Origin of the sequence: Thermoactinomyces sp. CICC 10523, from assembly GCF_016055105.1 — a bacterium.
GTDB lineage: Bacteria > Bacillota > Bacilli > Thermoactinomycetales > Thermoactinomycetaceae > Thermoactinomyces_A > Thermoactinomyces_A daqus.
This window is the reverse complement of record NZ_JAECVX010000001.1, coordinates 87,015-112,228: the sequence shown is the minus strand read 5'-3', so window position 1 is coordinate 112,228 and position 25,214 is coordinate 87,015. Positions and strand designations below refer to the sequence as shown.

The 25,214-nt window shown below is 49.3% G+C and carries 28 protein-coding genes; 11 read left to right on the top strand and 17 right to left on the bottom strand.

Going from position 1 to position 25,214, the window contains the following annotated elements; translation table 11 throughout:
* Nucleotides 1-103: 103 nt before the first annotated feature.
* From I8U19_RS00565 to I8U19_RS00545, 5 genes are all read left to right on the top strand, one after another.
* Nucleotides 104-2,044 (top strand): BglG family transcription antiterminator, encoded by a 1,941-nt coding sequence (locus I8U19_RS00565; RefSeq protein ID WP_198055129.1) that lies wholly within the window; start codon nt 104-106, stop codon nt 2,042-2,044.
* A gap of 296 nt (nt 2,045-2,340) precedes the next feature.
* On the top strand, nt 2,341-2,652 hold the full coding sequence (locus I8U19_RS00560; RefSeq protein ID WP_198054921.1) for a PTS sugar transporter subunit IIB: 312 nt from the start codon (nt 2,341-2,343) through the stop codon (nt 2,650-2,652).
* 4 nt (nt 2,653-2,656) lie between these two features.
* A complete protein-coding gene (celB, locus tag I8U19_RS00555; protein WP_198054920.1) occupies nt 2,657-4,000 on the top strand; it encodes a PTS cellobiose transporter subunit IIC in 1,344 nt (447 codons plus the stop codon).
* A 54-nt stretch (nt 4,001-4,054) separates the two neighbouring features.
* On the top strand, nt 4,055-4,366 hold the full coding sequence (locus I8U19_RS00550) for a PTS sugar transporter subunit IIA (RefSeq protein ID WP_033101399.1): 312 nt from the start codon (nt 4,055-4,057) through the stop codon (nt 4,364-4,366).
* Between the two features lie 22 nt (nt 4,367-4,388).
* On the top strand, nt 4,389-5,741 hold the full coding sequence (locus tag I8U19_RS00545; RefSeq protein ID WP_198054919.1) for a 6-phospho-beta-glucosidase: 1,353 nt from the start codon (nt 4,389-4,391) through the stop codon (nt 5,739-5,741).
* A gap of 169 nt (nt 5,742-5,910) precedes the next feature.
* Here the strand turns inward: I8U19_RS00545 and I8U19_RS00540 are convergent, their stop codons facing one another.
* The gene (locus I8U19_RS00540) at nt 5,911-7,422 is read right to left on the bottom strand and encodes a M1 family metallopeptidase (RefSeq protein WP_198054918.1); all 1,512 of its coding nucleotides are present in this window, start codon (nt 7,420-7,422) and stop codon (nt 5,911-5,913) included.
* A 487-nt stretch (nt 7,423-7,909) separates the two neighbouring features.
* Here I8U19_RS00540 and panB point away from each other — a divergent pair, with 487 nt between their 5' ends.
* The 5 genes from panB to ku all read left to right on the top strand — a co-directional run bounded on the left by panB (nt 7,910) and on the right by ku (nt 12,366).
* Nucleotides 7,910-8,779 (top strand): 3-methyl-2-oxobutanoate hydroxymethyltransferase, encoded by an 870-nt coding sequence (gene panB, locus I8U19_RS00535; protein WP_198054917.1) that lies wholly within the window; start codon nt 7,910-7,912, stop codon nt 8,777-8,779.
* A complete protein-coding gene (gene panC / locus I8U19_RS00530; protein WP_033101395.1) occupies nt 8,776-9,633 on the top strand; it encodes a pantoate--beta-alanine ligase in 858 nt (285 codons plus the stop codon). The genes panB and panC overlap by 4 nt, the downstream gene beginning before the upstream one ends.
* Nucleotides 9,634-9,637: 4 nt before the next feature.
* Nucleotides 9,638-10,021 carry an aspartate 1-decarboxylase gene (panD, locus tag I8U19_RS00525; protein ID WP_033101480.1) on the top strand — a complete coding sequence of 128 codons (384 nt, stop codon included), beginning with the start codon at nt 9,638-9,640 and terminating at the stop codon, nt 10,019-10,021.
* A gap of 135 nt (nt 10,022-10,156) precedes the next feature.
* Entirely contained in the window at nt 10,157-11,533 is a 1,377-nt protein-coding gene (locus I8U19_RS00520; RefSeq protein WP_033101394.1) for a tetratricopeptide repeat protein, read from the top strand.
* Between the two features lie 11 nt (nt 11,534-11,544).
* Nucleotides 11,545-12,366, top strand: a complete 822-nt coding sequence (gene ku, locus I8U19_RS00515; protein ID WP_033101393.1) for a non-homologous end joining protein Ku — start codon at nt 11,545-11,547, stop codon at nt 12,364-12,366.
* Between the two features lies 1 nt (nt 12,367).
* Here ku and I8U19_RS00510 read toward each other — a convergent pair whose 3' ends face one another.
* The 10 genes from I8U19_RS00510 to I8U19_RS00465 all read right to left on the bottom strand — a co-directional run bounded on the left by I8U19_RS00510 (nt 12,368) and on the right by I8U19_RS00465 (nt 21,242).
* A complete protein-coding gene (locus I8U19_RS00510) occupies nt 12,368-12,706 on the bottom strand; it encodes a hypothetical protein (RefSeq protein WP_033101392.1) in 339 nt (112 codons plus the stop codon).
* A 190-nt stretch (nt 12,707-12,896) separates the two neighbouring features.
* Nucleotides 12,897-13,946 (bottom strand): oxidoreductase, encoded by a 1,050-nt coding sequence (locus tag I8U19_RS00505; protein ID WP_198054916.1) that lies wholly within the window; start codon nt 13,944-13,946, stop codon nt 12,897-12,899.
* Between the two features lie 28 nt (nt 13,947-13,974).
* Nucleotides 13,975-14,202: a hypothetical protein gene (locus I8U19_RS00500; RefSeq protein WP_033101390.1), complete on the bottom strand. Its 228-nt coding sequence runs from the start codon at nt 14,200-14,202 to the stop codon at nt 13,975-13,977.
* A gap of 109 nt (nt 14,203-14,311) precedes the next feature.
* On the bottom strand, nt 14,312-15,094 hold the full coding sequence (locus I8U19_RS00495; protein ID WP_255517776.1) for an enoyl-CoA hydratase/isomerase family protein: 783 nt from the start codon (nt 15,092-15,094) through the stop codon (nt 14,312-14,314).
* Nucleotides 15,094-16,248, bottom strand: a complete 1,155-nt coding sequence (locus I8U19_RS00490) for a thiolase family protein (RefSeq protein WP_033101535.1) — start codon at nt 16,246-16,248, stop codon at nt 15,094-15,096. The genes I8U19_RS00495 and I8U19_RS00490 overlap by 1 nt, the downstream gene beginning before the upstream one ends.
* A 15-nt stretch (nt 16,249-16,263) precedes the next feature.
* Nucleotides 16,264-17,097 carry an SDR family NAD(P)-dependent oxidoreductase gene (locus tag I8U19_RS00485; protein WP_198054914.1) on the bottom strand — a complete coding sequence of 278 codons (834 nt, stop codon included), beginning with the start codon at nt 17,095-17,097 and terminating at the stop codon, nt 16,264-16,266.
* Nucleotides 17,094-18,974 (bottom strand): AMP-dependent synthetase/ligase, encoded by a 1,881-nt coding sequence (locus tag I8U19_RS00480; RefSeq protein ID WP_198054913.1) that lies wholly within the window; start codon nt 18,972-18,974, stop codon nt 17,094-17,096. The genes I8U19_RS00485 and I8U19_RS00480 overlap by 4 nt, the downstream gene beginning before the upstream one ends.
* Before the next feature lie 40 nt (nt 18,975-19,014).
* Nucleotides 19,015-19,374, bottom strand: a complete 360-nt coding sequence (locus I8U19_RS00475; protein ID WP_033101537.1) for an SCP2 sterol-binding domain-containing protein — start codon at nt 19,372-19,374, stop codon at nt 19,015-19,017.
* 42 nt (nt 19,375-19,416) lie between these two features.
* Entirely contained in the window at nt 19,417-20,586 is a 1,170-nt protein-coding gene (locus tag I8U19_RS00470) for an acyl-CoA dehydrogenase family protein (RefSeq protein ID WP_198054912.1), read from the bottom strand.
* Nucleotides 20,587-20,627: 41 nt separating this feature from the next.
* On the bottom strand, nt 20,628-21,242 hold the full coding sequence (locus I8U19_RS00465; protein WP_160173872.1) for a TetR/AcrR family transcriptional regulator: 615 nt from the start codon (nt 21,240-21,242) through the stop codon (nt 20,628-20,630).
* A 234-nt stretch (nt 21,243-21,476) separates the two neighbouring features.
* Between I8U19_RS00465 and I8U19_RS00460 the strand changes: the two genes are divergently transcribed.
* The gene (locus tag I8U19_RS00460; protein ID WP_198054911.1) at nt 21,477-21,878 is read left to right on the top strand and encodes a helix-turn-helix transcriptional regulator; all 402 of its coding nucleotides are present in this window, start codon (nt 21,477-21,479) and stop codon (nt 21,876-21,878) included.
* An 80-nt stretch (nt 21,879-21,958) separates the two neighbouring features.
* Here the strand turns inward: I8U19_RS00460 and I8U19_RS00455 are convergent, their stop codons facing one another.
* From I8U19_RS00455 to I8U19_RS00430, 6 genes are all read right to left on the bottom strand, one after another.
* The gene (locus I8U19_RS00455; RefSeq protein ID WP_160173873.1) at nt 21,959-22,126 is read right to left on the bottom strand and encodes a hypothetical protein; all 168 of its coding nucleotides are present in this window, start codon (nt 22,124-22,126) and stop codon (nt 21,959-21,961) included.
* Between the two features lie 156 nt (nt 22,127-22,282).
* Nucleotides 22,283-22,795: a hypothetical protein gene (locus I8U19_RS00450; RefSeq protein WP_198054910.1), complete on the bottom strand. Its 513-nt coding sequence runs from the start codon at nt 22,793-22,795 to the stop codon at nt 22,283-22,285.
* Nucleotides 22,796-22,810: 15 nt separating this feature from the next.
* Nucleotides 22,811-23,617: a hypothetical protein gene (locus tag I8U19_RS00445; protein ID WP_198054909.1), complete on the bottom strand. Its 807-nt coding sequence runs from the start codon at nt 23,615-23,617 to the stop codon at nt 22,811-22,813.
* A complete protein-coding gene (locus tag I8U19_RS00440) occupies nt 23,587-24,147 on the bottom strand; it encodes a hypothetical protein (RefSeq protein WP_198054908.1) in 561 nt (186 codons plus the stop codon). The genes I8U19_RS00445 and I8U19_RS00440 overlap by 31 nt, the downstream gene beginning before the upstream one ends.
* Nucleotides 24,144-24,650 (bottom strand): hypothetical protein, encoded by a 507-nt coding sequence (locus I8U19_RS00435; protein WP_033101544.1) that lies wholly within the window; start codon nt 24,648-24,650, stop codon nt 24,144-24,146. The genes I8U19_RS00440 and I8U19_RS00435 overlap by 4 nt, the downstream gene beginning before the upstream one ends.
* 13 nt (nt 24,651-24,663) lie before the next feature.
* On the bottom strand, nt 24,664-25,212 hold the full coding sequence (locus I8U19_RS00430) for a hypothetical protein (RefSeq protein WP_198054907.1): 549 nt from the start codon (nt 25,210-25,212) through the stop codon (nt 24,664-24,666).
* Between the last annotated feature and the right edge of the window lie 2 nt (nt 25,213-25,214).

Below are 25,214 nucleotides of genomic sequence, written 5' to 3'. Positions count from 1 at the left end.
AAAGATGATTTGCTTGCTCTGTTGAGGGATATCAAAAAATTCATCGATTCTTTAACAGAAAAATGGTGTGTTTCTCAAAATGGGTCAGACGGGGGGATTCATGGTGCTGAATGCCCGGATGATCGGGATTTTGCGGGAGCTGATGGCGGCCAAGACAGCTTTAACCAGCGAATATTTGGCCAATGTGATTCAAGTTACCTCCAGGACCATTCGAAATGACATGAAGGAATTGGATGCTTTACTGACCGAAAACGGTGCTGCGATCCGGGCTGTAAGAGGGACCGGATATGAATTGATCATTCATGATCATGAGCTTTTTCGGACACTTCTCAAAGAGATTTTTCAGACTGATTCGCCGAAAAGCAAAGGGATTCCGACTCTGCCGGAAGAGAGGGCCGACTATTTAATCAAACGGCTTCTTCTCTCTGAAGGGTATGTCAAACTCGAAGATTTGGCAGAGGAATTATACATCAGCAAATCAACCATCCAAAATGATCTGCGTACCGTAAAAAAACGATTGAAAGCGTATGGGCTCGAATTGGAAAAGCGGCCTAATTATGGATTGAAATTAAAAGGGGATGAGATGAAATGGCGTTTTTGCATGTCCGAATATCTCTTTAACCGAAAAGAAACGGAACGGAGTCTGATTCAGGACGGTGTTCCGCTTCTCCCTGAAGAAGAGATGAAAGTGATTCAAACCATTACGCTGGAACAGATAAAGGAAGAAGAAATTACCCTTTCGGACATTGGCTTGAACAATCTTATCATTCATATTGCGATCGCATGTAAGCGGATACAAAGCGGGAACTATGTATCTTGGTACAAAGAAGAATTAAAGGACATCATTAAGCAAAAAGAATTTGAGGTGGCAACCAATATATTGAAAAAAATCGGGGAGAGATTGAAAATAAAATTTCCATTTGCGGAGATTGCGTATGTTGCCATTCATTTACTGGGAACCAAAATTACCGTAGACCCTGCTCTCTGCGAAACCGAAGTCCAGACGTTTATTGATCCGGACATCTATGCTTTAACAATGGAGATTCTGGAAACCATTGAGAATAAACTCAGGCTGGGAATTCAGCATGATAAGGAACTTGTCGTTGGAATCAGTCTTCATTTAAAACCCGCGATAAACCGCTATCGGTTTCGAATGAACATACGAAACCCAATGCTTGAGACCATTAAATCAAATTATACGATCGCCTTTGAGGCAGCGATTCTTGCAGGGATGGTTCTAAAAGAGAAAATGGGCATCGAAATTGATGAAAATGAAATGGGATACCTTGCTCTTCATATCGCTGCAGCAATGGAAAGAAGCAGGATGAATGATCAGCGCAAAAAGCGCTGCATGATTGTATGTGCCTCAGGCGTTGGCAGTGCCCGGCTCTTATACTACAAATTGCGCTCCAGGTTTGGTTCCAGACTTGAGATCCTGGGAACGACCGAATATTACAAACTGGATCAAATCCCTATGCAATCTCTTGATTTTCTCATCAGCACCGTTCCGATCCCTCATCCTTTGCCGATCCCGGTAATTGAGGTGAATACGATTCTCGAAGGGATGGATCTGGAAAAAATTGAACGGGCCATCTTTGAAAATGCGGGGCGAATATTGGAATATGCCAGAGAAGAATTGGTATTTCTTCAGCAGACGTTTAAATCAAGAGAAGAAGTGTTGCATTTTTTGGGGGATCAATTGCAACAGGCAGGCCTTGTCGATGAAACGTTTTTGGCTTCCGTTTTCGAGAGGGAAGCCTTATCCCCGACATCTTTCGGCAATCTCGTAGCGATCCCACATCCCATCGTACCGCAAACAGAAACTACGTTTTGGGCGGTATGTACCTTGCAAAAGCCGATCGAGTGGGGGGATAAGCGTGTCCAATTTGTTTGTTTATTAAGTGTGAAAAAAAACAGCAGGGAAGATTTACAAAAAATGTATGATCTGCTGGGCAAGGTTGTAAACGATGGCCAAATGGTTCAACAGCTACTTAAATGCAAAACCTACCGGGAGTTTGTTGATGTACTGTTCAAGCAATCCTGACGCAAATCCTGGCACCTCTTGCTGTCGCTCCTTACAGGGCTGAACAAGCGGGAGGTTTTTATTTGGGTCGAATAAAAAACATTTTCCCTATAATGCATTTTTTAAAATGTTGGACAAACATTTTCCGTTGCTTAACGGAAAAAGGATGCGTGTAAATGTAAGTATTTTTAAAATACAATCAAACTGTAAACATCGTTTTTGATCTTTTGCTGGGTTGGATTTGGCATAACAGAGGAGATTTTGCGTTTTGGTTTCCAACCGTCCTGATCTGTCCGATCAATAAGGAGGGGTTATGAATGAATATTTTGTTATGTTGTTCAGCGGGGATGTCAACAAGTCTGTTGGTAACAAAAATGCTCAAAAGCGCAGAGGAACAAGGGATTGAATGCAAAATTTGGGCTGTTCCGGCTGATGCAGTACGCAATCACATTGATGAGGCAGATGTGTTGCTCCTGGGGCCTCAAGTTCGATACCTGCTTAAGCAATTGAAAAAATTGGGGGAAGAAAAAGGGATTCCGGTTGATGTTATCAACACCGTCCATTATGGCACATGTAATGGTGCGGAAGTGCTGAAATTCGCACAACAGTTGCTTGCAAACAGGAGGTGAATTTATGGGAAAATTAAATGATTTTTTGGAAAACAGCGTGATGCCGCTTGCCGGGCGGATCGCTGCTCAACGCCACTTGCAGGCTTTGCGGGATGGAATCGTCTTAACCATGCCTTTGATTATTATCGGCTCCGTTTTTTTGATTTTATCCAACCTACCGATTCCGGGATATGATGCTTTTATGGCTGAACACTTCGGTGGACAGTGGGCTGAGAAGTTGTCTTATCCGGTCGGGGTTACTTTTGATATTATGGCGCTCATTGCCGCTTTTGGAATCGCCTATCGGCTCGCTGAAAAATATGCGGTTGATGCGTTATCGGCCGGCGTCATTTCCGTTGCCGCCTTCTTATTGGCAACCCCATTTAAAGTGCCATTTACTCCTCAAGGGGCAAAAGAAGCGATTCTCGTCGATGGCGGGATTCCGACATCACTGTTGGGAAGCAAAGGATTGTTCGTGGCGATGCTGGTTGCCATCCTGTCCACCGAAATTTATCGTTGGATTATTCAAAAGGAGATTTTCATTAAACTGCCCGATGGAGTCCCGCCTTCTGTGAGCAAGTCATTTGTTGCCCTTATTCCGGGCTTTGCAGTGATTACGGTGATCTGGCTGGCCCGCTTGCTCGTCGAACAGACCCATTTCGAAAGTTTGCATAATATCGTGGGAGATTTGTTAGGAAAGCCTCTCGGGATTTTGGGGGGCAGTCTGGGAGGAAGCCTTGTTGCCGAACTGATAAAACTGTTGCTCTGGGTTTGCGGGCTGCATGGAGCTAGTATCGTAGGAGGCGTGATGGCTCCGATCTGGTACGGGGCCATGGATGCCAACCGGGTGGCTTTTCAGCATCATGAGGCATTACCCAACATTTTTACCCAGCAATTTTTTGATAACTTTATCAATGTTGGCGGGAGCGGGGCAACATTTGCCCTGGCACTGGCCATGCTGCTGCGTTCGAGAAGCAAGCAAATGAAACAGTTGGGGCGCTTGGCGATCGGCCCGGCCATCTTTAACATCAATGAACCAATCATCTTCGGGATGCCGATTGTATTGAACCCGGCGATGTTGATTCCGTTTATTGTTGCACCCATTCTTACCGTCATATCCACATATATTGGAATGAAGACCGGATTGGTGGCCAGACCTGCCGGGATCGCGGTTCCCTGGACAATGCCCCCCATCATTTCCGGATATCTGGCCACGGGTGGAAAAATATCCGGTGCCGTCATGCAGTTGGTCAATATCGTGATTACCTTTTGTGTGTATTACCCATTTTTCAGAATGTGGGATAAGCAAAAACGATTGGAAGAAGAGGGGGATGAAACGGCCAACTCTCAGGAGGAAAAGGTGGTTTAGGTCCGGGACAATGTCTGACGTGCTTTTTGTTCAAACTCAAAGGGGAATCGGAGAATGGAAAATGCAGAGAAAGTGATCTTTCAGATCATCATTCATGGGGGAAACGGGAGAAGCTGTGCGATGGAAGCCATAGCAGCAGCGAAACAGGGCAGATTTTCCGAGGCGAGGGAAAAATTGCAACAGGCCGGTGAAGAGCTGAATCAGGCTCATCACATACAAACATCCCTGATTCAAGAGGAGGTGAAAGGAGTAAAGAGGGAAATTTCGTTGTTAATGGTTCATGCGCAGGATCATTTGATGAATGCCATTACGGTGAAAGACTTGGCAACCGAATTGGTCGATCTGTATGAATATTTGAAAATATGATGGGTGATGGAGGTAGATGATCATGAGCAACGGGCTGAAAATCGTTACCATTGGCGGAGGATCAAGCTATACACCTGAACTGGTGGAAGGATTTATCAAGAGATATGATAAACTCCCGGTTAAAGACCTGTGGTTGGTGGATATTCCGGAAGGAAAGGAAAAATTGAATATCGTCGGAGGCCTGGCCAAGCGTATGGTGGATAAAGCCGGGATTCCCATGCAGATTCATCTCAGTTTGGATCGGCGTGAAGCGATGAAAGATGCCGATTTTGTCACTACCCAGTTCCGTGTTGGATTGCTGGATGCGAGAGCTTTGGATGAAAGAATTCCCTTGAAATACGGGGTGATCGGTCAGGAAACCAACGGTCCGGGTGGTTTATTTAAAGGATTGAGAACCATCCCTGTCATCCTGGACATTTGCAAAGATATGGAAGAGTTGTGTCCCGATGCCTGGCTGATCAACTTTACTAATCCGGCCGGTATGGTGACGGAGGCTGTTCTTCGTTACAGCAACATTAAAAAAGTGGTCGGTCTTTGCAACGTACCTGTCGGAATGAAAATGAGCGTCGCCGAAATGCTCGGTGTGGAGGGAGAACGTGTTCACATTGATTTTGCAGGTTTAAATCATATGGTTTTCGGATTGGATGTATATATGGACGGCAAAAAGGTGACCGAACAGGTAATCGATCTGCTGACCGGCGGAGAGCAGTCCGGCATGACGATGAAAAATATTAAGGATTTGGGCTGGGAGAAAGAATTTATTCAAGCTTTGGGAATCCTTCCCTGTCCATATCACCGTTACTATTATCAAACGAGCAAAATGCTTGAGCAGGAATTGGAGGCCGCAAGAACGGTGGGAACCCGGGCGGAAGTCGTCAAGAAGATCGAAGCCGAACTTTTTGAGCTGTACCAGGACCCCGAATTGGACATTAAACCGCCTCAGCTGGAACAGCGCGGAGGTGCTTATTACAGTGATGCAGCCTGCAACTTGATTGATTCGATTTACAATGACAAACGCGACATTCAGCCCGTCAATGTGAAGAATAACGGAGCGATCGCAAGTATTCCCGCCGAATCCGCCGTGGAAATCAACTGCGTTATCACCAAAGAAGGTCCTGTGCCCATTGCGATGGGAGATCTTCCCGTCGCTGTCAGGGGTCTCGTCCAACAAATCAAATCGTTTGAACGGGTGGCGGCAGAAGCTGCTGTCACAGGAGATTACAAAACGGCCTTGCTGGCGATGACGATAAACCCGTTGGTTCCGTCTGATTCTGTCGCCAAACAGATTTTGGATGAGATGCTGGAGGCACATAAAAAATATTTACCGCAATTTTTTAAAGATGCGTCGAAAGATGCGTCTCCATTGCAGAATTGAATTTGCAAAATGTACCGACGGGGACAGAAAACCGGGCGTTATACGGTCAGCAATGTGTCAGTCATGGAGAGATTTCCGGCACAGCTCCGGGGAGGAATCGTATTGGCCGGAAGAAAGAATGAGAGAGGGGATGAGTGCCCCTCTCTCATTTTGCTGTACGGCGATCGGGTCAATTTTCCTGATCGGATAGATATACCCGATGATCCGCGAAGAATCCGGAGAGATCACGTCCGCTTGTCTGCTCCATGATCCGGATGAAATCCGCAGTCGTTGTCACCCCGAACTTTTTCTCTTTGAAATAAGCCTGCATGGAGCGGTAGAATTGTTCATCGCCCAGTTCTTTTCGCAGGTCATTTAACGTGCGGGCCCCGTAGGAGTAAATCATGTAATAATAAGCATCCACTCCTTCATCCCCTCGGGCCGTGAAATCGGAAACTTTGGATGACAGGTGATAGGAAGGATCTTCCAAAGGTTCTGCGGTCAGGCTGTCCAAGGTTCCGTCGTACAAAGCGGCCGAGAATGTGGCAAACGACTCGTCCAGCCAAGGTTCATCATATTCGTTATCGCCGATGATCCCGTAGAACCATTGATGGCCGTTTTCATGAGCGACCACCGATTTCACCCTGTCCACGGTGCTGTTGTCCGTAATGGAAATCATCACAAGCTGTGGATATTCCATCCCTCCGAACCAGCCTTCCATACTGACTACATCCAGTTCCGGCCACGGGTATTTCCCGAATTTTTCGCTGTAGAGTTTGAGGCTGTCAATGCCTGATTCCAACATCGCATCGGCAAATTTGGCCTGTTTGTCCGTGAAGTACACGTTTACTTTGGTATTTCCGGCCATCCCTGACTTGACATGATAGGTTGGGTCCATTTCCATCGCAAAATCGCGGACATTTTTGGCCACATAATGGTGGACAGCCTGGTTTCCGACGATTTTCGGCCGGCCTTTTTCCGTCCCTGTGGCAGCGATCACCTGTGACTTGTCGGTGGTTACAGTCACATCAAAATCACCGGTCAAAGAATAGAAACTTTCACCATATGGGAAATAGGGATCGACATTCCACCCTTCATCGTCATAAACAGCGAGGATCGGAAACCAGTTGCCAAGGGAGACGGTGGTCCCGGACCAGCCGAAACGATCCTGTCCTTCCGGAACAGAGACTGTAAAATCCATTTCAACGGAAGCTTTTTTGTTTGCTTTCAAAGAAAACCCCTGCAGATGTAAGGAGGTATCTCTTACCTCGTACCTGGCTTTTTTGCCGTTCACTTTCACATTTTGAACATCGATGCCACCGCCGTTTTCTTTAAAAACTGCGGCATTTCCCCAGAGGTTGAAATACAGCTCGGTCAGATCTTGTTTGAGATTGTTGGTAAATTGGACTTTCATGGTTCCGTTGATTTGATGTGCCTTTGAATCATAATTGACATTCATCTCGTAGCGTGGATGAATTGGGCCCAATACGCCTTTTTTCTCAGGCTTTTTGGTGGTTGCCGGGTCCTTTGCTTGCAGCAGGGATTGCGACAGCGGCTGATTCGGCGTTTGATAAGCTCCCGGCACCCGGTTTGGCACAACTGATTCGGCATGGGCAAAAGTCGGACTTACAGCGGTTCCAAGCAAAATCGTCAGCACACTCGCCCATTGCACAGATCGGCGAATCGATTTTTTCCAGCTCATAACCCGCCTCCTGATGTAAGTTTTCTTTAATTATTTTGACATAAAATAAAATTTTCCTTTCGAAATAATTATAAATTTTATAATATATCTGTATTAATTTCTGTAACAATGCTGAGTTTTCAGGAATCGCTGTTTAAATACTCCACCGATGCAAAAATTTTACGGATAACTTGTTGACTTATCACGCACAATCCCGTACCTGCCGATGCATTTTCAAAGAAAAAATCCTCGCTCTTTAGCGGAGGAAATTGCAATTTGCCTTGTTTTTCGTTAATTTATAAGTGGGGAGAGGCGGCATCCGGAGAGGAGCTGCACTTCATCTCCTTGCGTACATTTTTTTATCTGTATGGATCTGCTTCGAGCCGTTGGGACGGAGACAGAGGGAACCCGATTTAGCAACCTCACGTCTGTTTTGGTCCCGTGAATGCCAAAACGGGCGTTTTCTTTTTCTTCTCCCAAGGGCCCTGAGAAAAGGGAGGATACCTGCATGAGCGATAAGCCAAAAAAAGTGACGACCAGAGCGCTCGTGAAGATGAAGCGCGAGAAAGAGCCGATTGCCATGATTACGGCCTATGATTATCCTTCGGCCAAACTTGCCGAACAAGCCGGGGCTGACGTGATTTTGGTCGGAGATTCCCTGGGGATGGTCGTGTTGGGATATGATTCGACCATTCCGGTCACCCTCGCCGATATGTTACACCATACAAAAGCCGTGACGCGAGCGACAAAACGGACGATGGTGATTGCCGATCTCCCGTTTGCCTTGGCCCATCTGTCCAAAGATGAGGTAATCAAAGCTGCGGCCAAATTAATGCAAGAAGGCGGGGCTTATGGTGTCAAAATGGAAGGCGGCTCTGAGATTTTGGAGAATGTGCGGGCGTTGACGGCAGCAGGCATTCCGGTGATGGGGCATTTGGGCTTAACCCCGCAGACGGTCAACCAGTTGGGAGGATATGTGATTCAAGGAAAAACGCTGCAAGCCGCCGAGCAGCTTGTCGAGGAAGCCAAGCGGCTGGAAGAGGCGGGGGCATTTGCGCTGGTGCTCGAATGTGTGCCGGAAGAGCTCGGGCAATGCATCACGGAACAATTATCCATTCCGACCATCGGAATTGGAGCCGGCCGCTACTGCGACGGTCAGGTTCTTGTCTGGCATGATGTCCTTGCTATGTCCGGCGATTGGCATCCATCCTTCGTAAAAGTGTATCAGCAAACCGGGCAATTGATGCTCAAAGGGGTCAGCGATTATGTTCATGAGGTAAAAACCCGCCGTTTCCCCGAAGAGAAGCATGCGACGCATCTGGGGGCGGAGTTGGCTGGACAATTGTATGGCAATCAAAAAGGAGTTTATGGCAAATGAAAATCGTAGAAACAGCTGCAGAATTACGACAGTACTTGAAGCCGCTCAGAATCAATAGGGAAATCGGTTTCGTTCCGACCATGGGCTATTTGCATGAAGGGCATCTCAGTCTTGTGCGACGGGCAAAGCAGGAGTGCCAAACGGTCGTAATGTCGATCTTTGTCAATCCTTTACAATTCGGACCCGGTGAAGATTTTGACCGGTATCCGCGCGATCTGGAACGCGATGCCGCATTGGCCCGCCAGGCGGGGGTTGATGTTCTCTTTTATCCCTCGGTAGATGAAATGTATGGGGAGGGAACCCTGACTACCGTTCAGGTAAGGAAAGTGAGTGAACCGCTGTGCGGTGCTTCCCGACCGGGCCATTTTGACGGGGTGGCAACCGTCGTGGCCAAATTGTTCAATATCGTCGGGCCGGATCGCGCCTATTTCGGGTTAAAAGATGCCCAACAAGTGGCCGTGATTGAACGAATGGTGCAAGATTTGCACTTTCCGGTCACCATCGTTCCATGCCCGATTGTGCGCGAAGCGGATGGCTTGGCGCTCAGTTCGCGCAATGTTTATTTGTCTGAGACGGAAAGAGAACAGGCGCTGATTCTGAGCCGGTCCCTGCGTGAAGCGGAGGAGAAATTGAAACACGGGGAACTGGAACACGCGGAAGAGATTAAGGAATACGTACGCCGGCGCATTTCCACCATGCCGCTGGCGGAGATCGATTATGTCGAAGCCTTAACCTACCCGGATCTGGAACCTTTTTTCCGCTGGGAAGGGCAGCGCGTGATCGTGGCCGTGGCGGTGAAGTTTGGGGCGACGCGATTGATCGATAACTTGTTGATTGGTGGCAGGGAGGATTAAGATGATGTTGCGTACGTTGATGAAGGCAAAAATCCACCGGGCGACGGTAACAGAAGCCAATCTCAATTATGTCGGAAGCATTACGATTGATGAGGAGATTTTGGAACGAGTGGATATTTTGCCGAACGAGAAAGTGCAGGTCGTCAATAACAACAACGGTGAACGGCTGGAAACATACGTCATTCCCGGGGAGCGCGGCAGCGGAGTGATTTGTTTGAACGGTGCGGCCGCGCGGCTGGTGCAGCCGGGTGATGTGGTGATTATCATGTCCTATGCCATGATGGATGAGCAGACGGCACGCACCCACAAGCCGAAAATCGCTTTGCTGGATGAGCAAAACCGGATTGTGGAAATGCTTGGCGAAGAAGTTCACGGGGCGATCCTCTGAGAGTCGTTCCCGTGAAGTTTAATAGAAGCGACCGATGGACACCGGAACCATCGGCCGCTTTTTTATTTTTTGCATGGAAACCGTGCCGCAGAGATACGCTATGACATAGGGAATATCCGGCTGGAGGGAAGAACGATGTTTCACCAACAATGGCAAGATTTAGTGCACAATGCTTTGGAAGAGATCAAGTTAAAGTATCCAAACTGTTCATTGGCCGAAAAAACGAAATGGCGGCAGAGGTTTTTACAAATCAAACAATCTTGTGATCAACTGCTGGAAACATGGGCGCTTGTTGAGGAGGAGATCAGACAACTGCTGCATGACCACCCTGATCTGGGGAGTGACGAAACAGAGATTGATGAAGAGATTTGGCTCGATGAATCCGCTGTTCGCCAATTTCGCCAGGGGCAGGGTTACTACGGCCTGACGATGTACGCGAAAGCCAAGCGGTTGTTTCAGGAAGTGATCGAACTCGAACCTGATTTCCTTTTAGGCCGGCTTTATCTGGGGCTTACCCATTTTCAGGAGGAGAATTTGGATGAAGCGCGCCGTCAGTTTGAATTGGTGGCCAAAACCGCTGCGCATGAGACATTTATCGGGTTTGCCAGGCACATGCTGGGCTGCATTTTGGTGAAAGAAGGAAATGATCGTCAGGCGATTCGCGAATTTTCCAAGGTGGTTTCCATGCTTCCGGATCACGCGGATGCCTGGTTTAATCTTGGAGCCTGTCATTACCGGCTTGAGGAATACCATGAAGCGATCCCTTATTTTTATCATGCTCTGTCGCTCAATGAGGATGATTGGGAATCGATGTATTATTTATCCAGCTGTTACCGCCACCATCAGGAGTGGGGGAGTGTTTCCTTCTGGCGGCTGGCTTCCTATGAAAAAGCGAAACTTCCCCGAATCATGGAATCGATCGCCCATGATTATGAGGAGATGGGGCAGCCGGCCCAGGCGATGGAGTGGTATAAAAGGTTATTGTCATCCGACCCGAAAAAACCGGAAGCCTATTACGGGATTGCTTGGAATTTGTGGACGCTTAAACGGGAAAGCGAATCCCTGTTATGGTTAAAAAAAGGGTTGAGTTTGTTCCCGGACCATCCGGATCTGCTTTTTGCCTATGTATGGATCTCCATCAGCCAGGGAGAGTTGAAGCAGGCGAGATCGGCGGTGAGCCGTTTGCCGGCAAAGGTGGCGGAACAGCCCAAGTGGTTGGCGGTTCGTTCCCATCTGTCGACACATACCGGTGACTTCCGGCAAGCCGCCAGCATCGCAGACCAGCTGATTACGCATGAACAAACGGCTCTGCAAGCGATGGGCTATTATCAGAAAGGGCGGGCGACACTGGAGATGGGACATTCCGGCGAAGCGATCAGCCATTTTAAAACGGCACAGAAGCTTGCTCCGAACTGGAAAGATCCCCTCTTTTATGAAGGAGTATGCCACTTGATGGAGGGAAGGCCTGATTTGACTCGATCTTGTTGGGGGCAGCTGATTTCCAAAAGCTGAGGTGATAAACGATGCACACGATATGGAAAGGATCGATCAGTTTTGGCCTGGTGAATATTCCGGTGAAGATGTATGCGGCGACGGAGGACAAGGATATTCGCTTTCGCTATTTGCATAAAGAGTGCCAGACGCCGGTCAAGATGGTGCGCACCTGTCCGCACTGCAAGCGGGAAGTTTCGTGGGATGAAGTTGTCAAAGGGGTGGAGTATTCCAAAGGGAAATATGTCATCCTGGAAGATGATGACTTGAAGGCGCTGGCGCCCGATGCCAACCGGGCCATTGAGATTATCGATTTTGTGGAGTTAAAAGAGATTGACCCGATTTATTTTGCCAAATCGTACTATCTCGGAGCGCAGGATGAAAATAACCGGGCATATGCCCTTCTCAGGCAGGCTTTAAAGGAGTCAGGCAAAATCGGGGTGGCCAAAGTGACAATTCGCTCGAAACAATCGATGGCTGTCATTCGCGTTTACGGGGAGAGCCTGGTGATGGAAACCATTTTTTATCCGGATGAAGTGCGTGATTATAAGCAAATCCCTTACATTCCGGCTGAAAGCGAGCTGCCGGAAAAGGAATTGAAGATGGCTGTACAATTGATCGAGCAACTGTCTACGCCATTTGATCCCGAAAAATACAAAGACGATTACCGGACCGCGCTGGAGGAAATGATCGAAAAGAAAATCGGGGAGGAGGATACAGTGGAAGCGCCGGCCGGAAGACCGGAGAAAGTGGTCGATTTGATGGAAGCGCTGCAAGCCAGTCTGGCTGCCGCTTCGGGGAAAGGAAAAGGAAAGAGAAAGGGAACCCGGGCGAAAAAGAAGGCGACCTCCTGAATTACTTGGCCGGTTGCCAGTAACGAAGATAGGTGTCGTTATTCGTCGGGCTTTTATAAAGCAAGTGTCCGTTTTTTCTGTCATAGTGACATTCAAATTGGCGGTAGTGTTCGACAATCCAGTATCCTTTGCCGGTATCTGAGGCAGCGGGAACTTTGCGCGACCCGATTTTTTCCATTTCGTAACTGATCGTGATCGCCTGTTTTGACGCCGGGGCAAGTGACGGAACCGCTTCCTGAATGATAACGGATTTTTTGCCGATGACAAGAGCAAGCAGCATCAAATTGATTGCCACAACCGTGCCGAAGATGATTGGCCTGAAAGAAATCCGTTTATCCATTTCCATTCCTCCAATATCCGGTATGGTTCATTTTATGCGGAAAAAAAGAGGTTAGTCCAAAAAGGTGAGAAATGCCAAGCTCCCCGACGAAGAGGGGAACTTGGCATTTGCCGGAAATCGGAGGGGAAACGATGAGATTTCCCTGATACGTCCCGCTGTGAGAGGTACTCATTGCGGATGGGGGATATGGTCAGCGGTGGCCGTTCAGTGTAATGGTCCGCTGCTCCTGGGCACTTTGCATCGCATATTCGATCATGCGAATCACATCGCGTGCTTCCTCTGCCGCCACGGGCGGTTTTGTGTCGTTGCGGACGGCTTCGGCCAATTGTTCATAAAAGGAAACATAACGCCCGGGTATGGTTTGGATTCGTCCTTTTGTCTGAAGAGAGCCGATTGTTGTGTGAATCTGCCCGTAAGATTTCGCTTCATCTTCACCAAAACCGAGTTCATCCGGCAGCAAACCGGCTTTAAGCTGCTCTTCCTGCGGGTCGAGCCCGTATTTTATGAAACTTCCTTTGTCCCCGTGCAGGATAAACCGGGGTCCCGCTTCGCGAACGAGAGAACCGGAGTGCAAAATGACGCGCAGTTCGGGATATCCCAGCACCAGATGAAAATAATCGACAGACTCCGTTCCTTCCCGCTCAGCACGTAAATCGGCCCAAATCGTTTGCGGTTTTCCAAACAAGAGAAGGGCCTGGTCAATGAGATGTGAGCCCAGGTCATATAGCACACCGGATCCGGGCAGGTTTTGCTCTTTCCAGCGACGGCGGACGGACGGGCGATAGCGGTCGTAATGGGATTCAAAAGTGGACAAACGACCGAGTAATTGTTGATCGAGGATTTTTTTGATGGTCAGGAAATCGTTATCCCAGCGGCGATTATGGTAGACGGTCAGGATCACGCCCTTTTCTTCGGCTAACTGAATAAGTTGGTCCGCTTCACTTGATGTGACGGTAAACGGCTTTTCGACCACGACGTGTTTGCCCGCTTCAATCGCCTTCTTCGCGTAATCAAAGTGAGTGAGATTGGGGCTGGAGATAACCACGATGTCAATCTCTTTCATCTTCAAAAGTGCTTCTGTATCCGGAACGACTTTTACATCGGGATAACGCGCGTGCACCTTGGCGGGATCGGAAGAAACGACGGCTGCCAATTCGAGATTTTCCACGTGTCCGATTAACGGGGCGTGAAAGGTGGAGCCGGATAAACCAAAGCCGATCAGTCCGACACGAATTTGCATCAGATGTTCCTCCGTTTCTGTATCAGCGTTAACTGTTTTCAAAAAAGAAAAAGCCGATGATGGCCAGCACGAGAAGGCCACCCAAAAAACCGAGGACCAGCAGGCCAAGTCCCTCGACGAGAAAAAGGTGACCAGGGGAAAGGACCAGTACGATCAATCCAAGTATGAGCAACCAGAAAGCGGTTTTCAAGGTTACTTTTAACAGTTTCCAGATGAGAAAGGCCAAGACAATGCCAACCATGATTTTGATAAGCATAAAAGATACCTTCCTCCGCAACAAATGACAATTACCCTTTAATTTAAGACTAAGATTTATTTTAAGTCAAATGAAAATCCATAAGAAAAAGGCGAACATCTCGTTCGCCTCAACGTCCTTTGAAGGAAGGAGCGCGTTTGCTGAAGAAGGCGGCCACTCCTTCAATGGCATCTTCCGTTTGCGCCACTTTCAGCATATTTTCCTTTTCGATCTCAAGCCCTTGCTTCAGTAATACTTCCTCTCCGCGAATCGTGGAATCCAAGATTGCTTTGAGCGCAATCGGGGGGCCGGCTGCCAACTGTTTGGCCTGAGAGAAAGCTTCCTCGTAAACCCGTTCTGCCGGCACCACCCGGTTGATCAACCCGTACTCTGCCGCCATTTGTGCGGAAATCCTCCGTCCGCTCAGCAAGAGTTCCAAAGCACGCCGTCGTCCGATCAAGCGGGGAAGGCGCTGGGTTCCCCCATAGCCCGGGATCAGGCCCAGGCGGACTTCGGGCAATCCCAGTTCGGCCGTGTCGGCGGCGATGGCCAAATGACAGGCCATTTGCAATTCATTTCCGCCGCCCAAGGCATTGCCGTTGATGCAAGCGATGACCGGTTTGGGGAACCGTTCGATCCGATGAAACAGCTCATGGGCGCGGCGCAGCGTTTCTGCTGCGGTTTCCGGATGCCCGATGTCACCGAACTCGGAAATATCCGCGCCGGCGGAAAACATCTTGTTTCCGGCGCCGGTTATGATGAGACATCCGACCGATTCATCCGTTTCCATCCGGTTCAAGATTTCTTCCAATTCCCTTAATGTTTCCCGGTTTAAGGTGTTCATCGGGGGACGGTTTATTTTCAGGGTGCAGACGCGATCCTTAATCTGAACCAGCCAATTTTTGTTCCCCATCATTCGCCCTCCCGCTCGATGATGATCGCGGACGCCATGCCAAAGCCGATGCACATGGCAATCAGGCCGAAGCGTTTTTCCTGCCGTTCCAGCTCGTTCAGCAACGTTGCGACGATTCGGGCTCCGCTGGCTCCAAGCGGATGGCCCAGGGCGATTGCACCGCCGTTGGGATTAATTTTATGGGATGGAACCCCCAATTCGCGCTGCCAGGCCAGAACCACGGAAGCAAATGCTTCATTCACTTCAAACAGGTCAATATCATCCAGGGTTAACCCCGCCCGTTTCAGCACTTTTTGTGTGGCCGGAATAATGCCGGTTAACATGATTTCCGGGTCTACACCGGCAATGGCGGTGGCTCGGACTTTTGCCCGGGGTTTCAATCCCAGCTCTTCCGCTTTTCTCCGCGAGGCGAGCAAAACGGCGGCAACGCCGTCACTGATTTGGCTCGAATTGCCCGCAGTGATTTTCCCGTCGGGGAGAAAGGAGGGAGGCAGGGATAACAAGGCTTCAAGATTCGTGTCCGGTCTTGGCGTTTCATCAGTCTGAAGCTGTATGGTTTCTCCGGAGGGGGTTTGTGCCTTTACCGGAATAATTTCATTTTGAAAACGGTTTTCGGACTGGGCTTTCAGCGCTTTTTGATGGCTGCTGAGGGAAAACTGATCGAGTTCTTCCCGGGAGAGCTGCCATTTTTCCGCGATCAGTTCAGCTGAGATGCCTTGCGGGACAATGTTGAAACGGTTTAACAGTTGGTCGCTGAAGCTGCCTCCGTCGCTGCCCATCGGAACCCGGTTCATGCTTTCGACACCGGCGGCAATGACGCAATCGGACATACCGGCCATAATCGCATGGGCCCCCTGAGCCAATGTTTCCAGGCTGGAGGCACACATGCGGTTGACGCTCACTCCGCATACTTCCACGGGAAATCCGGCAATCAGGCCGGCCAGCCGACCGATGTTATACCCTTGTTCACCTGTTTGTGTCACACAGCCCATTTTGATATCCTCAATTTCCGCAGGATCGAGTTGATTTCGTTCAACCAGTTTTTGAAGCAGGAAGGCGGCCAGCTCGTCCGGCCTTATTCCGGAGAGGGAACCTTTCTTGCGTCCGATCGGCGTCCGGGCGGCATCAATGATAACCGCATCCTGTTCGTTCATCGGCTTCCCTCCCTTTCAGAAAGTGAATAAATCGAGGCCGCCCGTGACGGGAAGGCCGATCCCCGTGATGTAGCTCGCATAATCGGAGGCCAGGAATACGACAGCGTGAGCGATATCTTCCGGCTTACCGGGTCTTTTCAGTGCTGTTCGCCCAATCATGCGCTCACGGAGGTCGGGCTTGGTCATTTGAAACGATTCAGTATTGATGATGCCCGGAACAATCGCGTTAACGGTGATCTCATAGCGTGCTCCCTCCAGGGCAAGGGTCCGCGTAAGCCCCAAAATGCCCGCCTTGGTCGTGGCATAGCTCGATTGCCCAAAGCCCCCCATGATGCCGGTGATCGAAGCCATGTTGATGATCCGGCCCCCTTTTTGTTCCTGCATGTAAGGCCACACAGCCTTGCAGCAGTTATAGGTGCCGGTCAAATTGATCTGCAAATCCCGCTCCCAAAATGCATCGTTTTGATGTTCGAGACGCGCTGTATGATCGACCGTTGCCGCATTGTTTACCAAAATATCGATTCGCCCGAACTGTTCGATGACTTTGGCCATGACGGATTTGACTTCTTCCCGGTTGGTCACATCCATGCGAAACGCGGCGGACCGGCGTCCCATCGCACAAATTTCCTTAGCTGTCGACCGGGTGTAGATCTGCTTCGATTGTGCCATGATCTGCGCCAATGGTCCCATTTTCTCCGTTGTCTCTTCCAGATTGCCGTCTTCCTCCAACAGAATGTCGGTCACGATCACATCGGCACCGGCTTTGGCCAGCATCAAGGCATCCATCCGGCCCAAGCCGCGGGAAGCCCCTGTGACAAGGGCCACTTTTCCGGCCAGGGGTAAATTCATCTTTTTTCCTCCCCCTTTTTTTGAATTTCGATGGCAACAGCTGCTTCATCCTTGTCCAGGTTCCATTCGCTTACCCCGGTATCCCCGTAAAGCTGATCGAGCAGCGCTTCATACTTTTCTTCAACCCGTTTGGCCCGCACTTTCAAGGTGGGGGTGAGTTCTTCCGCTTCAATGGTCCATTCCCGGGAAAGAATGATTGCTTTTTTCGGCTGTTCATGAGGAGGGAAGGGGGAAATGGCTTGCTTGATCTCGCTCCGGATCAGGTTTTTGACGGGGGGTTGCCGGATCAGACGGGATGCAGGACCCGCCGGTAAGCGATTTTGCCCGGCCCATTCCGATAATACTTGGAAATCCGGGACGATAAGAGCGGTTACATATTTGCGCCGGTGGCCGACCAGAACAGATTGTTCGATATACCGGCTTTGGTTGATGGCGTTTTCAACAGGTTGCGGAGCCACATTTTTTCCGGTGGTTAAAATGAGAAGGCGTTTTTTTCGATCGATGACACGCAGATAGCCCTCTTCATCAAGTTCACCCAGATCGCCTGTGTGCAGCCACTCCCCGCTTAATTGGGCTGCGGTGGCTCCTTCATTCTGATAATACCCTTGCATCACATTGGGTCCGCGGACCAGAATTTCACCGTCCGCAGCGATTTTGACTTCGAGATTGGGGAGCGGTTTGCCCACGGTGCCAATTTTGACCCGCGCCATCGGGTTGGCGGAAATGACCGGAGAAGTTTCTGTCAATCCGTACCCTTCCAGAACTGGGATATTCACAGCCCAGAAGAAGCGTGCGATTTCGGGATTAAGAGGGGCTCCGCCGGAAATCAGACCGCGAAGCCGGCCGCCAAACGCAGCTTTGATTTTCCGAAATACCAGCCGTTCGGCGATGTTCCATTGCCAGCGGAGTTTGAGTGGCCATTGATGAAGGAGCAGTTGATCCAGCGGCATCTGTGAATAGTAGTCATAGCGTTTTAAGCCAACGTTGACGGCCCAGTTTGCAATCTTTCTCCTTAAGGAGGTACCTGCAAGGATTTGGCTTTGAATGCGGGCATACACTTTTTCAAACAGCAGAGGGACACTGGTCATGACTGTCGGTTTGATTTCCAATAAATTTTCCGGAATTTTCTCGATGCTCTCGGCATAAGCGATCGTGGCTCCGACGGATAATGGCATGAAGTGTCCGGCCATCCGCTCAAACACATGGGAGAGCGGAAGATAGGAAAGCAGGCGGTCATCGGCGCGGGCTTCCAAACACCAGAATTGAACGCCTTCGATATTGGACAAAAAGTTTCCGTGGGTCAGCATGACGCCTTTCGGTTCACCGGTCGTTCCCGATGTGTGGATAATGGTGGCGAGATCGCTGCGCTTCAGCTGCCGCCATGTCTGTTCCCAATCAGGGAGAGGGTGTTCCCGGCCGAGATTGGTCAGTTTTTTCAGGGTCAGGCTCATCCCCGATTTTTCATCTGTTTCATCGGGTTGCATGATTATCGCGAGGATGTCTGCGCCGGCTTCCGTTACTTTGGCAAGCTGTTTTCCATTTTGCACGGCGATCGCTTTACAGTCGCTTTGGCGCAAAATCCAACCCACCTGTCCGGCGGGAAGGGTGGGGTAGATGGGAACGGTAACCGCTCCCAGACTGCAAATGGCGAAATCGAAAACCGCCCACTTCGGATTGTTTTCAGAGAGGATGGCCACTTTATCATCGCGGCCGATCCCCAGATGTGCCAGACCGGAGGCAACCAGTCGGATTTCCTCCCAAAACTGGCGGTAGGTGATTGGTTCATAACAATCGGTTTTTTTCCATAAGAAAGCAGCTTTATCCGGGTAACGCTCAACGGATTGACACAGCATTTCCACCAAATTATTTGGTTTCATCGCGATCACCCCGGAAGAATTACTGTTGGGCCCGGACGGATTATGACAGGTATTGGCTCGGATCATACTGGCGCAAAATGTTTTCCAATTTCAGCGCCAGTCCGATATTTCCCTTCACTTTCAATTTGCCGGTCATGAAAGCGGCTGTTCCGCTGAGATTTCCCAACAGCAGTTCTTTGAAATTGTCGACGCTCATCTGCAAAATGCAATCAGCCTTGGCTGAAGCTCCTTTTTCGACTTTGGCTGTACCGTTGTTCAGATGAAGCTGGTAGGTTCCGCCATCATCCCCTGACAGATCAAACTGGTAAACCACGTTCAGATCCTGCACGGGCTTGGGATTGTCTTTTAAAGCCTTTTCGACCAATTGGAAAATTTCATCCACAGAAATCGCTTTTGTCATATGGATTCTCCTTTCATTTTTGGAAAATGCAGCGCTTTCCGTTTACAAACCGGCTGCAATCGTTCTTTTTTGGATTTGCGTCGTCCCTTCGTAGATCGATAAAATTTTGGCGTCCCGCATCCATTTTTCGACGGGATGATCCCGCATGTAGCCGTATCCGCCGAGGATCTGGACAGCATTGGTGGTCACTTCCATTGCAACCTCTGCCGCAAATGCTTTGGCCATGCTTCCTTCCACCACACATGACTCTCCCAGATCGGCCAATTCCGCTGCTCTCCAAGTTAACAGGCGCGCTGCGTCGATTTTGGTTTTCATATCAGCCAGCATGAATGAAATGGCCTGGTTTTTGATGATGGGACGACCGAATTGCACACGTTGTTTCGCGTAATCAAGCGCATACTCGTAGGCGGCGCGGGCAACGCCGACCGCAGCTGCGGCAACAGCCGGGCGGGAGTACTCCAGCATCTTAAGAGCGCCAAAATATGCCATGTTTTCCTCGCCGAGCAAGTGGTCAAGCGGGACGCGCACATCTTCCAGAATGACATCGCCCGTATGGGAGGCCCGGATGCCCATTTTGCGTTCTTTTTTGCCTCCCGAAAGGCCCGGTGTGTCTCCCGGAACGATAAATGCAGATACGCCTTGAAATCCTGCCGCGGGGTCGGTTTTCGCGAACACGACATAGAGATCGGCAATCCCGCCGTTGGTGATAAAACATTTGCGCCCGTTGATCACCCAATGATCTCCGTCGCGGACCGCTTTTGTCTGAATCGCTTTCACATCCGATCCGGCGTTTGGTTCTGTCAGTGCCATTGCTCCGAGGCGGGGGTGATCCGGATCACACAGGTAGGAGATCCATTTCCGTTTTTGCTCTTCATTTCCCATATAGTAGATCGGCAACCCGGCCAGGCCGACGGCGGAAAGGGAAGTGGCGATACCGGCGCAACCCCAGAACAGCTCTTCGCCGATCAGGCAGGCGGCCATGACGCTGGTAAGACCGCCTCCGCCGTATTCCTCCGGGGCGGCATAACTGGTCAGGCCCACTTTTGCTGCTTTTTTAAGGACTTCCATCGGAAATTCCTCTTTTTCGTCGTATTCTGCGGCTACGGGACGAATCTCTTTTTCAGCAAACCCGTGGGCCCATTTGCGCAATGCTTCCTGTTCGTCGGAAAGCCTGAAGCATAATCCTGATGTCGAGGGGGGGTTTTCCGGCATATCGATCCCTCCTTAATACTGATACGTATCGGTACTCTGCGTTAAGCCTTCAACAGGGACAGATTGACAAAAGAGCCGACTACGATCCGATTGAGCAAGCGGGCGAGCGCATCGATTTCCACGCTCTTTTCGGAGGAAAACAGGTTTTGCACAACCACTTCGTTAATCGCTCCGACCATCGCTTGGGATATGATGCGGATTTCCTCTTTGGAGAGAGATTCCGTGACCACGCCTTGCACCGTTTGAAAAATCTGCCCGGCAAAGATCTGGTGAGCTTCGCGCCGCACCTTTTCCACCGTCCGGCTGATTCCCACGGATTCCACCAGCAGCAATTTGGCGGCCCGGGATTGGCTGATGCAGATTTCGAGATAACGGCGGATTCCGGCGTACGCTTTATAAGTGATTTTTTCTTCCCGCTCTACCGCGTCTGCAATTTCTGCGATGATTTCTTCGGCCAGTTGTTTAAAGAGGTGGACGAGCAGTTCTTCTTTACTGTTAAAATGCTGGTAAAACGTCGTTTTTGAAACGCGGGCCAGTTCGACCACTTCAAGAATCGTCGTGTTTTTGTACCCTTGTGAAGTGAACAGTTCAAGAGCGGCAAACAAGATTTTGTCCCGTGCTTCAAGCGGCATTTCCTGCAAAAATAACAAGTTCATCATTCCATTCAGATCAGTATGAGTACCAATTGGTACTCTGGAACAATTATATTTTACAACATAATAGAATGCTAATTCAATATTTTTTGTCAATTTTATTTAAAATGAATTGCTTTCTTTGCGCTGGTATTCTACATATAAAAGATTGATTTTTTTAGAATTAAACGAATACAATACAAAATAGAGGGAGTATTCCATCATTTTGGCTTTAACGAATCCGTAGGAGGATGATACATGAAATTAATCCCTCGCATCGACAGCATTTTGATGAGAAGGCGTGAAGAAGGATGGAAGATCGCGGGGAAGAAACCGAGTCAGACTTCATTGGCGAGGGCGCTGGGAGTGCGCAAGCAACAAGTCTCTTTATGGGCTCGTGGAGGGGCGATCCCAAGGCCGGAGACGATTTTTCATATGGCCTTGCTCTTGGGGGTAAAGCCGGACGAGCTTTATGAGTTTGTTGCGCCGACCGAAGCAGAGCAAAAACGCCTGATTGAAGAATTTGATAAAAAGGAAAAGGAAGATATTTTGCGCCGTAAGGAAAATAAAATCAAGGAATTGCGGGAAAAAGGATTTACTGAGGAAGCCATTTACGAACAGATCCGGATTATGGGATTGACGAAATATGACCGGGGATAATGGATCCTGTTTCTTTCATCTGTGCAAAACCAACCACCTTCCTGATGCGGGGTGGTTGGTTTTGCTTTGTTGTTCCATTCTTAAAATAAGATGCTTGCTCCGACGGCAAGGAGATAAATTCCGGTGGCTGCGGCCAGCCCCAACAGCCAGGGCAGGATGGGCCGATCAAGCAGGACGGCGCGAATGGCCAGCACGGTAAAAATGAGAATAGAGAGGAGAACCAGGAGATAGAGTACGCTAAAAAACATGAAAATACCCCTCTGCTAATGACTTTTTCTGTGAAAGTGCCGTAGGACGGGGCGATGGGCATCCTTCGCTCTTTGCGTTTCGGATGGTTGCCCGGTGCTCCCGCACGACCCTCACCATTTTGCTGAGTTTCACCCCCAGATCGTGCCGACATGATGTCAGGGCAGCAGACTCAGTAGCAGCAGCTTTTCATTCAGCTCGTGCAATTCAGCGATCGAGGTGGTTGTTAATTTGCCAATGGCGTTGATGGTTCTGTTTTCCTGGTCAGTCTGGCTGGCCATCGACTGGGTGAGCGGGTCCAATTCCTGATTGGCCGAGGAAATTGACCGGAGCCGTTCAAGAACTTCGGAGGTATCTTTGTTTAACTGGTCCAGCCCGGAGATGATTTTCTGCTCGCTGTTGTTGATACTGGCAACGCTTTGATTCATCCGGATCAGCAAATGATGGGTGGTTTCCAGTTTATGATTCATCTCACCGATGGTGGAGGCGCTTTCTTCCAACGGTTTTAGCTGTTCATTTGTTTGCTGTGTCAGCCGGTGAGAGACGGTGATGTTTTGGGACACCTCTTCCATCAACCGGTTTGTTTCCTTCTGATTGTCAATCTGCTGCCAAGTGCCGTATCCGAAGAGGGCGAACAAGGTCAAATTGACGATGAGCCAGGTGATTTTCACTTGTGATTTCCCCCCTTATGGCAACAAAAAGTCCAAGAGACCTTTCTTGTCTTTTTCTTCAGTTTGCCCCTGTTTCGATCGCTCCGTGCCGGAAATGATTTGTTTCGGTAGCCCGGTGACACCATTGACGATTTTCTTCACGGGTGATGGCTCCCCGCCGGTGGGAGGTTCCTGTTGCGTGCCCCTTGGAAATGGAAGATGAATTCCGATGAGCCGTTGCAAGCTGTCAAGCAAGCTGGTGATATGGCCCAGGAAGCGAAAGTTTTTCTCCGATTGGCTGAGTTCGGCCAGAAGCTGGTCCAACAGGCCATTTACCTGATTGCTGTTTTCACCGATCTGACCGGTGGTGTTCGCTACATCCTGAAGATGGGAGATGGTGGAATTCATTTGGCCTGAGATGGCGGAAGCCGTGGAAGCGACATTGCTCGTTATTTGATAGGTATCGGCCTGACGGGACAAAATTTGTTCCATTTTCTCACGGGCGGAGATGTTCCCGTCCAATTGTTTGCCCAATTCTGTTTGAATGGATCCGCTGGTTGCGATTTGCGCGTCCAGCAAGCGCTTTTGATCATCCAGAGCGGACAGTGATTGGCCTGCTTTCTCCACCTGTCCCTTCAACTTGTCTGTTTCGCTGATCATATCGTCAGTCAAAGTAACCAATTGGCTGGTGATGGAAAAAATATTCATATTGGATAAAGCCGGCAGAACGATTCGGTCGCTCCAGGAGGCCAAGGTGGGAATGAACAGGATAAAGATGAGCAATCCGAATGCAACCAGCAAGAGCCGCCATTTCAGCAAGAGGTTTTTCCAAAAGCCTTGCACTGGTGTTTCCCTCCCAGCCGCGGAATCAGTTTGGTTTTTTCATTGATCTCGTGTAGCTGATCGTTAATCTCACGTTGAATATCCTCCATCATTGAAAGGGAAGAGATGACTTGACGATTGCTGTTTTGCATGGATTGAAGCGCCTTTGTACTAAGATTGACCGAATTGAGGATGCTTTCCAGCGATTTTGTCGTCGCTGCCGTGTTGCGGTCGATGGAGGCCACATGGCTGGCAATCGAGGCAACCACGTAATCTAACCGGGCAAGTTGCGCCTTCAGCCCGTTGGTATTGGATTCCACTTGAGAGATTTTAAGATTTAACGCCGCTGTTTTCTTGTTGATCGTCCGGATTTGAGCAAGCTGTTGATTCATGGTCTTTGATTTGGCCGCTGATTGTTCCAGTTTTTCCTTCAGTTGGTTCGATTTTGCGGCGATTCTGTCCTGAATGGCCAGTTGCAGCCAGGTATTCCCGACCAGAACAATGAGAAGCATGCAAATGATGGCAGAGAAACTGGAGGCGATTTTGGTCACGGCAATTTCACCCCCGGCGTTTTTTGGTTCAGTTCTCTTGTTGAATGATAGATATCGTTCAAATGCTGCTCATCTTTTTTGGCGGTGGCCGCCAATTGTTTCAAAAGTTGATCGAGATCGGACAGATATGGGGCTAACGCCGACATTGACGAATCGACGGCGGAAATTTGAGTCCCGGCGTTTTTTGATGACTTTTCCATCTGTTCATTAAGGGCTAAACTGCCGCTGTTGTACCGGACGACTTCGGTTAAAAGGGCAAGGGTTTCTCCGGTCTTGCCGATCACTTGATCCAGATTTTGATCCAGCTTGTTCAGGGTGTTGCTCATTTGTCCCAGTTCTTCATTTTTTCGGATGATGCTGGCCTGAACCTGATTCAGTTTTTGAATTGATTCCAGATTGTCTTCCAGACTTGCTTCGATTTTTTTCATTTGCTGGGTCATCGTGATGGAATTGATTAAAAGACCGCTTAACACCAAAATAGCCAAAATTTTGAGAAACTTCAAAGTTCACCCTCCTTTACGGCATAGAACGGTTGACCTTCTCGGCTTTATCGGCAGCCTGTTTTAATTTTTGTTCCAACAGGTCGTTCTGTTTGAGGACTTCCGCCAATTTGGATCGGGTGGAGGTGGTGACCGATTTCAAGTCTACCGCTTGATCCACTTGCTTTTGTCCTGAATTGGAGATCAGCTCCATCTGTGTGGACAACTGTTTGCTCAAACGGTTCAGGTTTTGGCTTAAAGTCACTTGTTGGCCGGTAACCCGGCGGATCTCCTCCAGCGTGGTTCCCTGCTTTCGGACGCCTTGGTTCACTTCAATCAACTCCTGACTGACTGTTTGGGTTTTGCCCGATTGTGCGTCCAGCTGAAGCAGTCCGTTGTAAATATCCTTGTTGAGCAGCCCCAGTGTTTTTGTCTTTTCATTGATCTCCTTCAACATTCCGTTCAGGTCAAACTTTTTCAACTGCCCGGGGGTGAAACTTTCCGGATGGGTGAAGATGTAAATTCCCGGTACAGCAACCAACAAGATCGGGACGAGTGCCGTCACCGCTTTGCGCTTTAGACTCACAA

Bases quoted from the DNA above. Each gene is read 5' to 3' on its own strand.
- I8U19_RS00475 (WP_033101537.1), bottom strand. From the start codon at position 19,374: ATGACAAAAGCGATTTCTGTGGATGAAATTTTCCAATTGGTCGAAAAG.
- I8U19_RS00460 (WP_198054911.1), top strand. From the start codon at position 21,477: ATGAAATTAATCCCTCGCATCGACAGCATTTTGATGAGAAGGCGTGAA.
- I8U19_RS00520 (WP_033101394.1), top strand. From the start codon at position 10,157: ATGTTTCACCAACAATGGCAAGATTTAGTGCACAATGCTTTGGAAGAG.
- I8U19_RS00455 (WP_160173873.1), bottom strand. From the start codon at position 22,126: ATGTTTTTTAGCGTACTCTATCTCCTGGTTCTCCTCTCTATTCTCATT.
- panD (WP_033101480.1), top strand. From the start codon at position 9,638: ATGTTGCGTACGTTGATGAAGGCAAAAATCCACCGGGCGACGGTAACA.
- panB (WP_198054917.1), top strand. From the start codon at position 7,910: ATGAGCGATAAGCCAAAAAAAGTGACGACCAGAGCGCTCGTGAAGATG.
- I8U19_RS00545 (WP_198054919.1), top strand. From the start codon at position 4,389: ATGAGCAACGGGCTGAAAATCGTTACCATTGGCGGAGGATCAAGCTAT.
- I8U19_RS00500 (WP_033101390.1), bottom strand. From the start codon at position 14,202: ATGCTTATCAAAATCATGGTTGGCATTGTCTTGGCCTTTCTCATCTGG.
- I8U19_RS00540 (WP_198054918.1), bottom strand. From the start codon at position 7,422: ATGAGCTGGAAAAAATCGATTCGCCGATCTGTGCAATGGGCGAGTGTG.
- I8U19_RS00550 (WP_033101399.1), top strand. From the start codon at position 4,055: ATGGAAAATGCAGAGAAAGTGATCTTTCAGATCATCATTCATGGGGGA.
- I8U19_RS00510 (WP_033101392.1), bottom strand. From the start codon at position 12,706: ATGGATAAACGGATTTCTTTCAGGCCAATCATCTTCGGCACGGTTGTG.
- celB (WP_198054920.1), top strand. From the start codon at position 2,657: ATGGGAAAATTAAATGATTTTTTGGAAAACAGCGTGATGCCGCTTGCC.
- I8U19_RS00480 (WP_198054913.1), bottom strand. From the start codon at position 18,974: ATGAAACCAAATAATTTGGTGGAAATGCTGTGTCAATCCGTTGAGCGT.
- I8U19_RS00490 (WP_033101535.1), bottom strand. From the start codon at position 16,248: ATGAACGAACAGGATGCGGTTATCATTGATGCCGCCCGGACGCCGATC.
- I8U19_RS00485 (WP_198054914.1), bottom strand. From the start codon at position 17,097: ATGAATTTACCCCTGGCCGGAAAAGTGGCCCTTGTCACAGGGGCTTCC.
- I8U19_RS00495 (WP_255517776.1), bottom strand. From the start codon at position 15,094: ATGGGGAACAAAAATTGGCTGGTTCAGATTAAGGATCGCGTCTGCACC.
- I8U19_RS00470 (WP_198054912.1), bottom strand. From the start codon at position 20,586: ATGCCGGAAAACCCCCCCTCGACATCAGGATTATGCTTCAGGCTTTCC.
- I8U19_RS00505 (WP_198054916.1), bottom strand. From the start codon at position 13,946: ATGCAAATTCGTGTCGGACTGATCGGCTTTGGTTTATCCGGCTCCACC.
- ku (WP_033101393.1), top strand. From the start codon at position 11,545: ATGCACACGATATGGAAAGGATCGATCAGTTTTGGCCTGGTGAATATT.
- I8U19_RS00465 (WP_160173872.1), bottom strand. From the start codon at position 21,242: ATGAACTTGTTATTTTTGCAGGAAATGCCGCTTGAAGCACGGGACAAA.
- panC (WP_033101395.1), top strand. From the start codon at position 8,776: ATGAAAATCGTAGAAACAGCTGCAGAATTACGACAGTACTTGAAGCCG.
- I8U19_RS00560 (WP_198054921.1), top strand. From the start codon at position 2,341: ATGAATATTTTGTTATGTTGTTCAGCGGGGATGTCAACAAGTCTGTTG.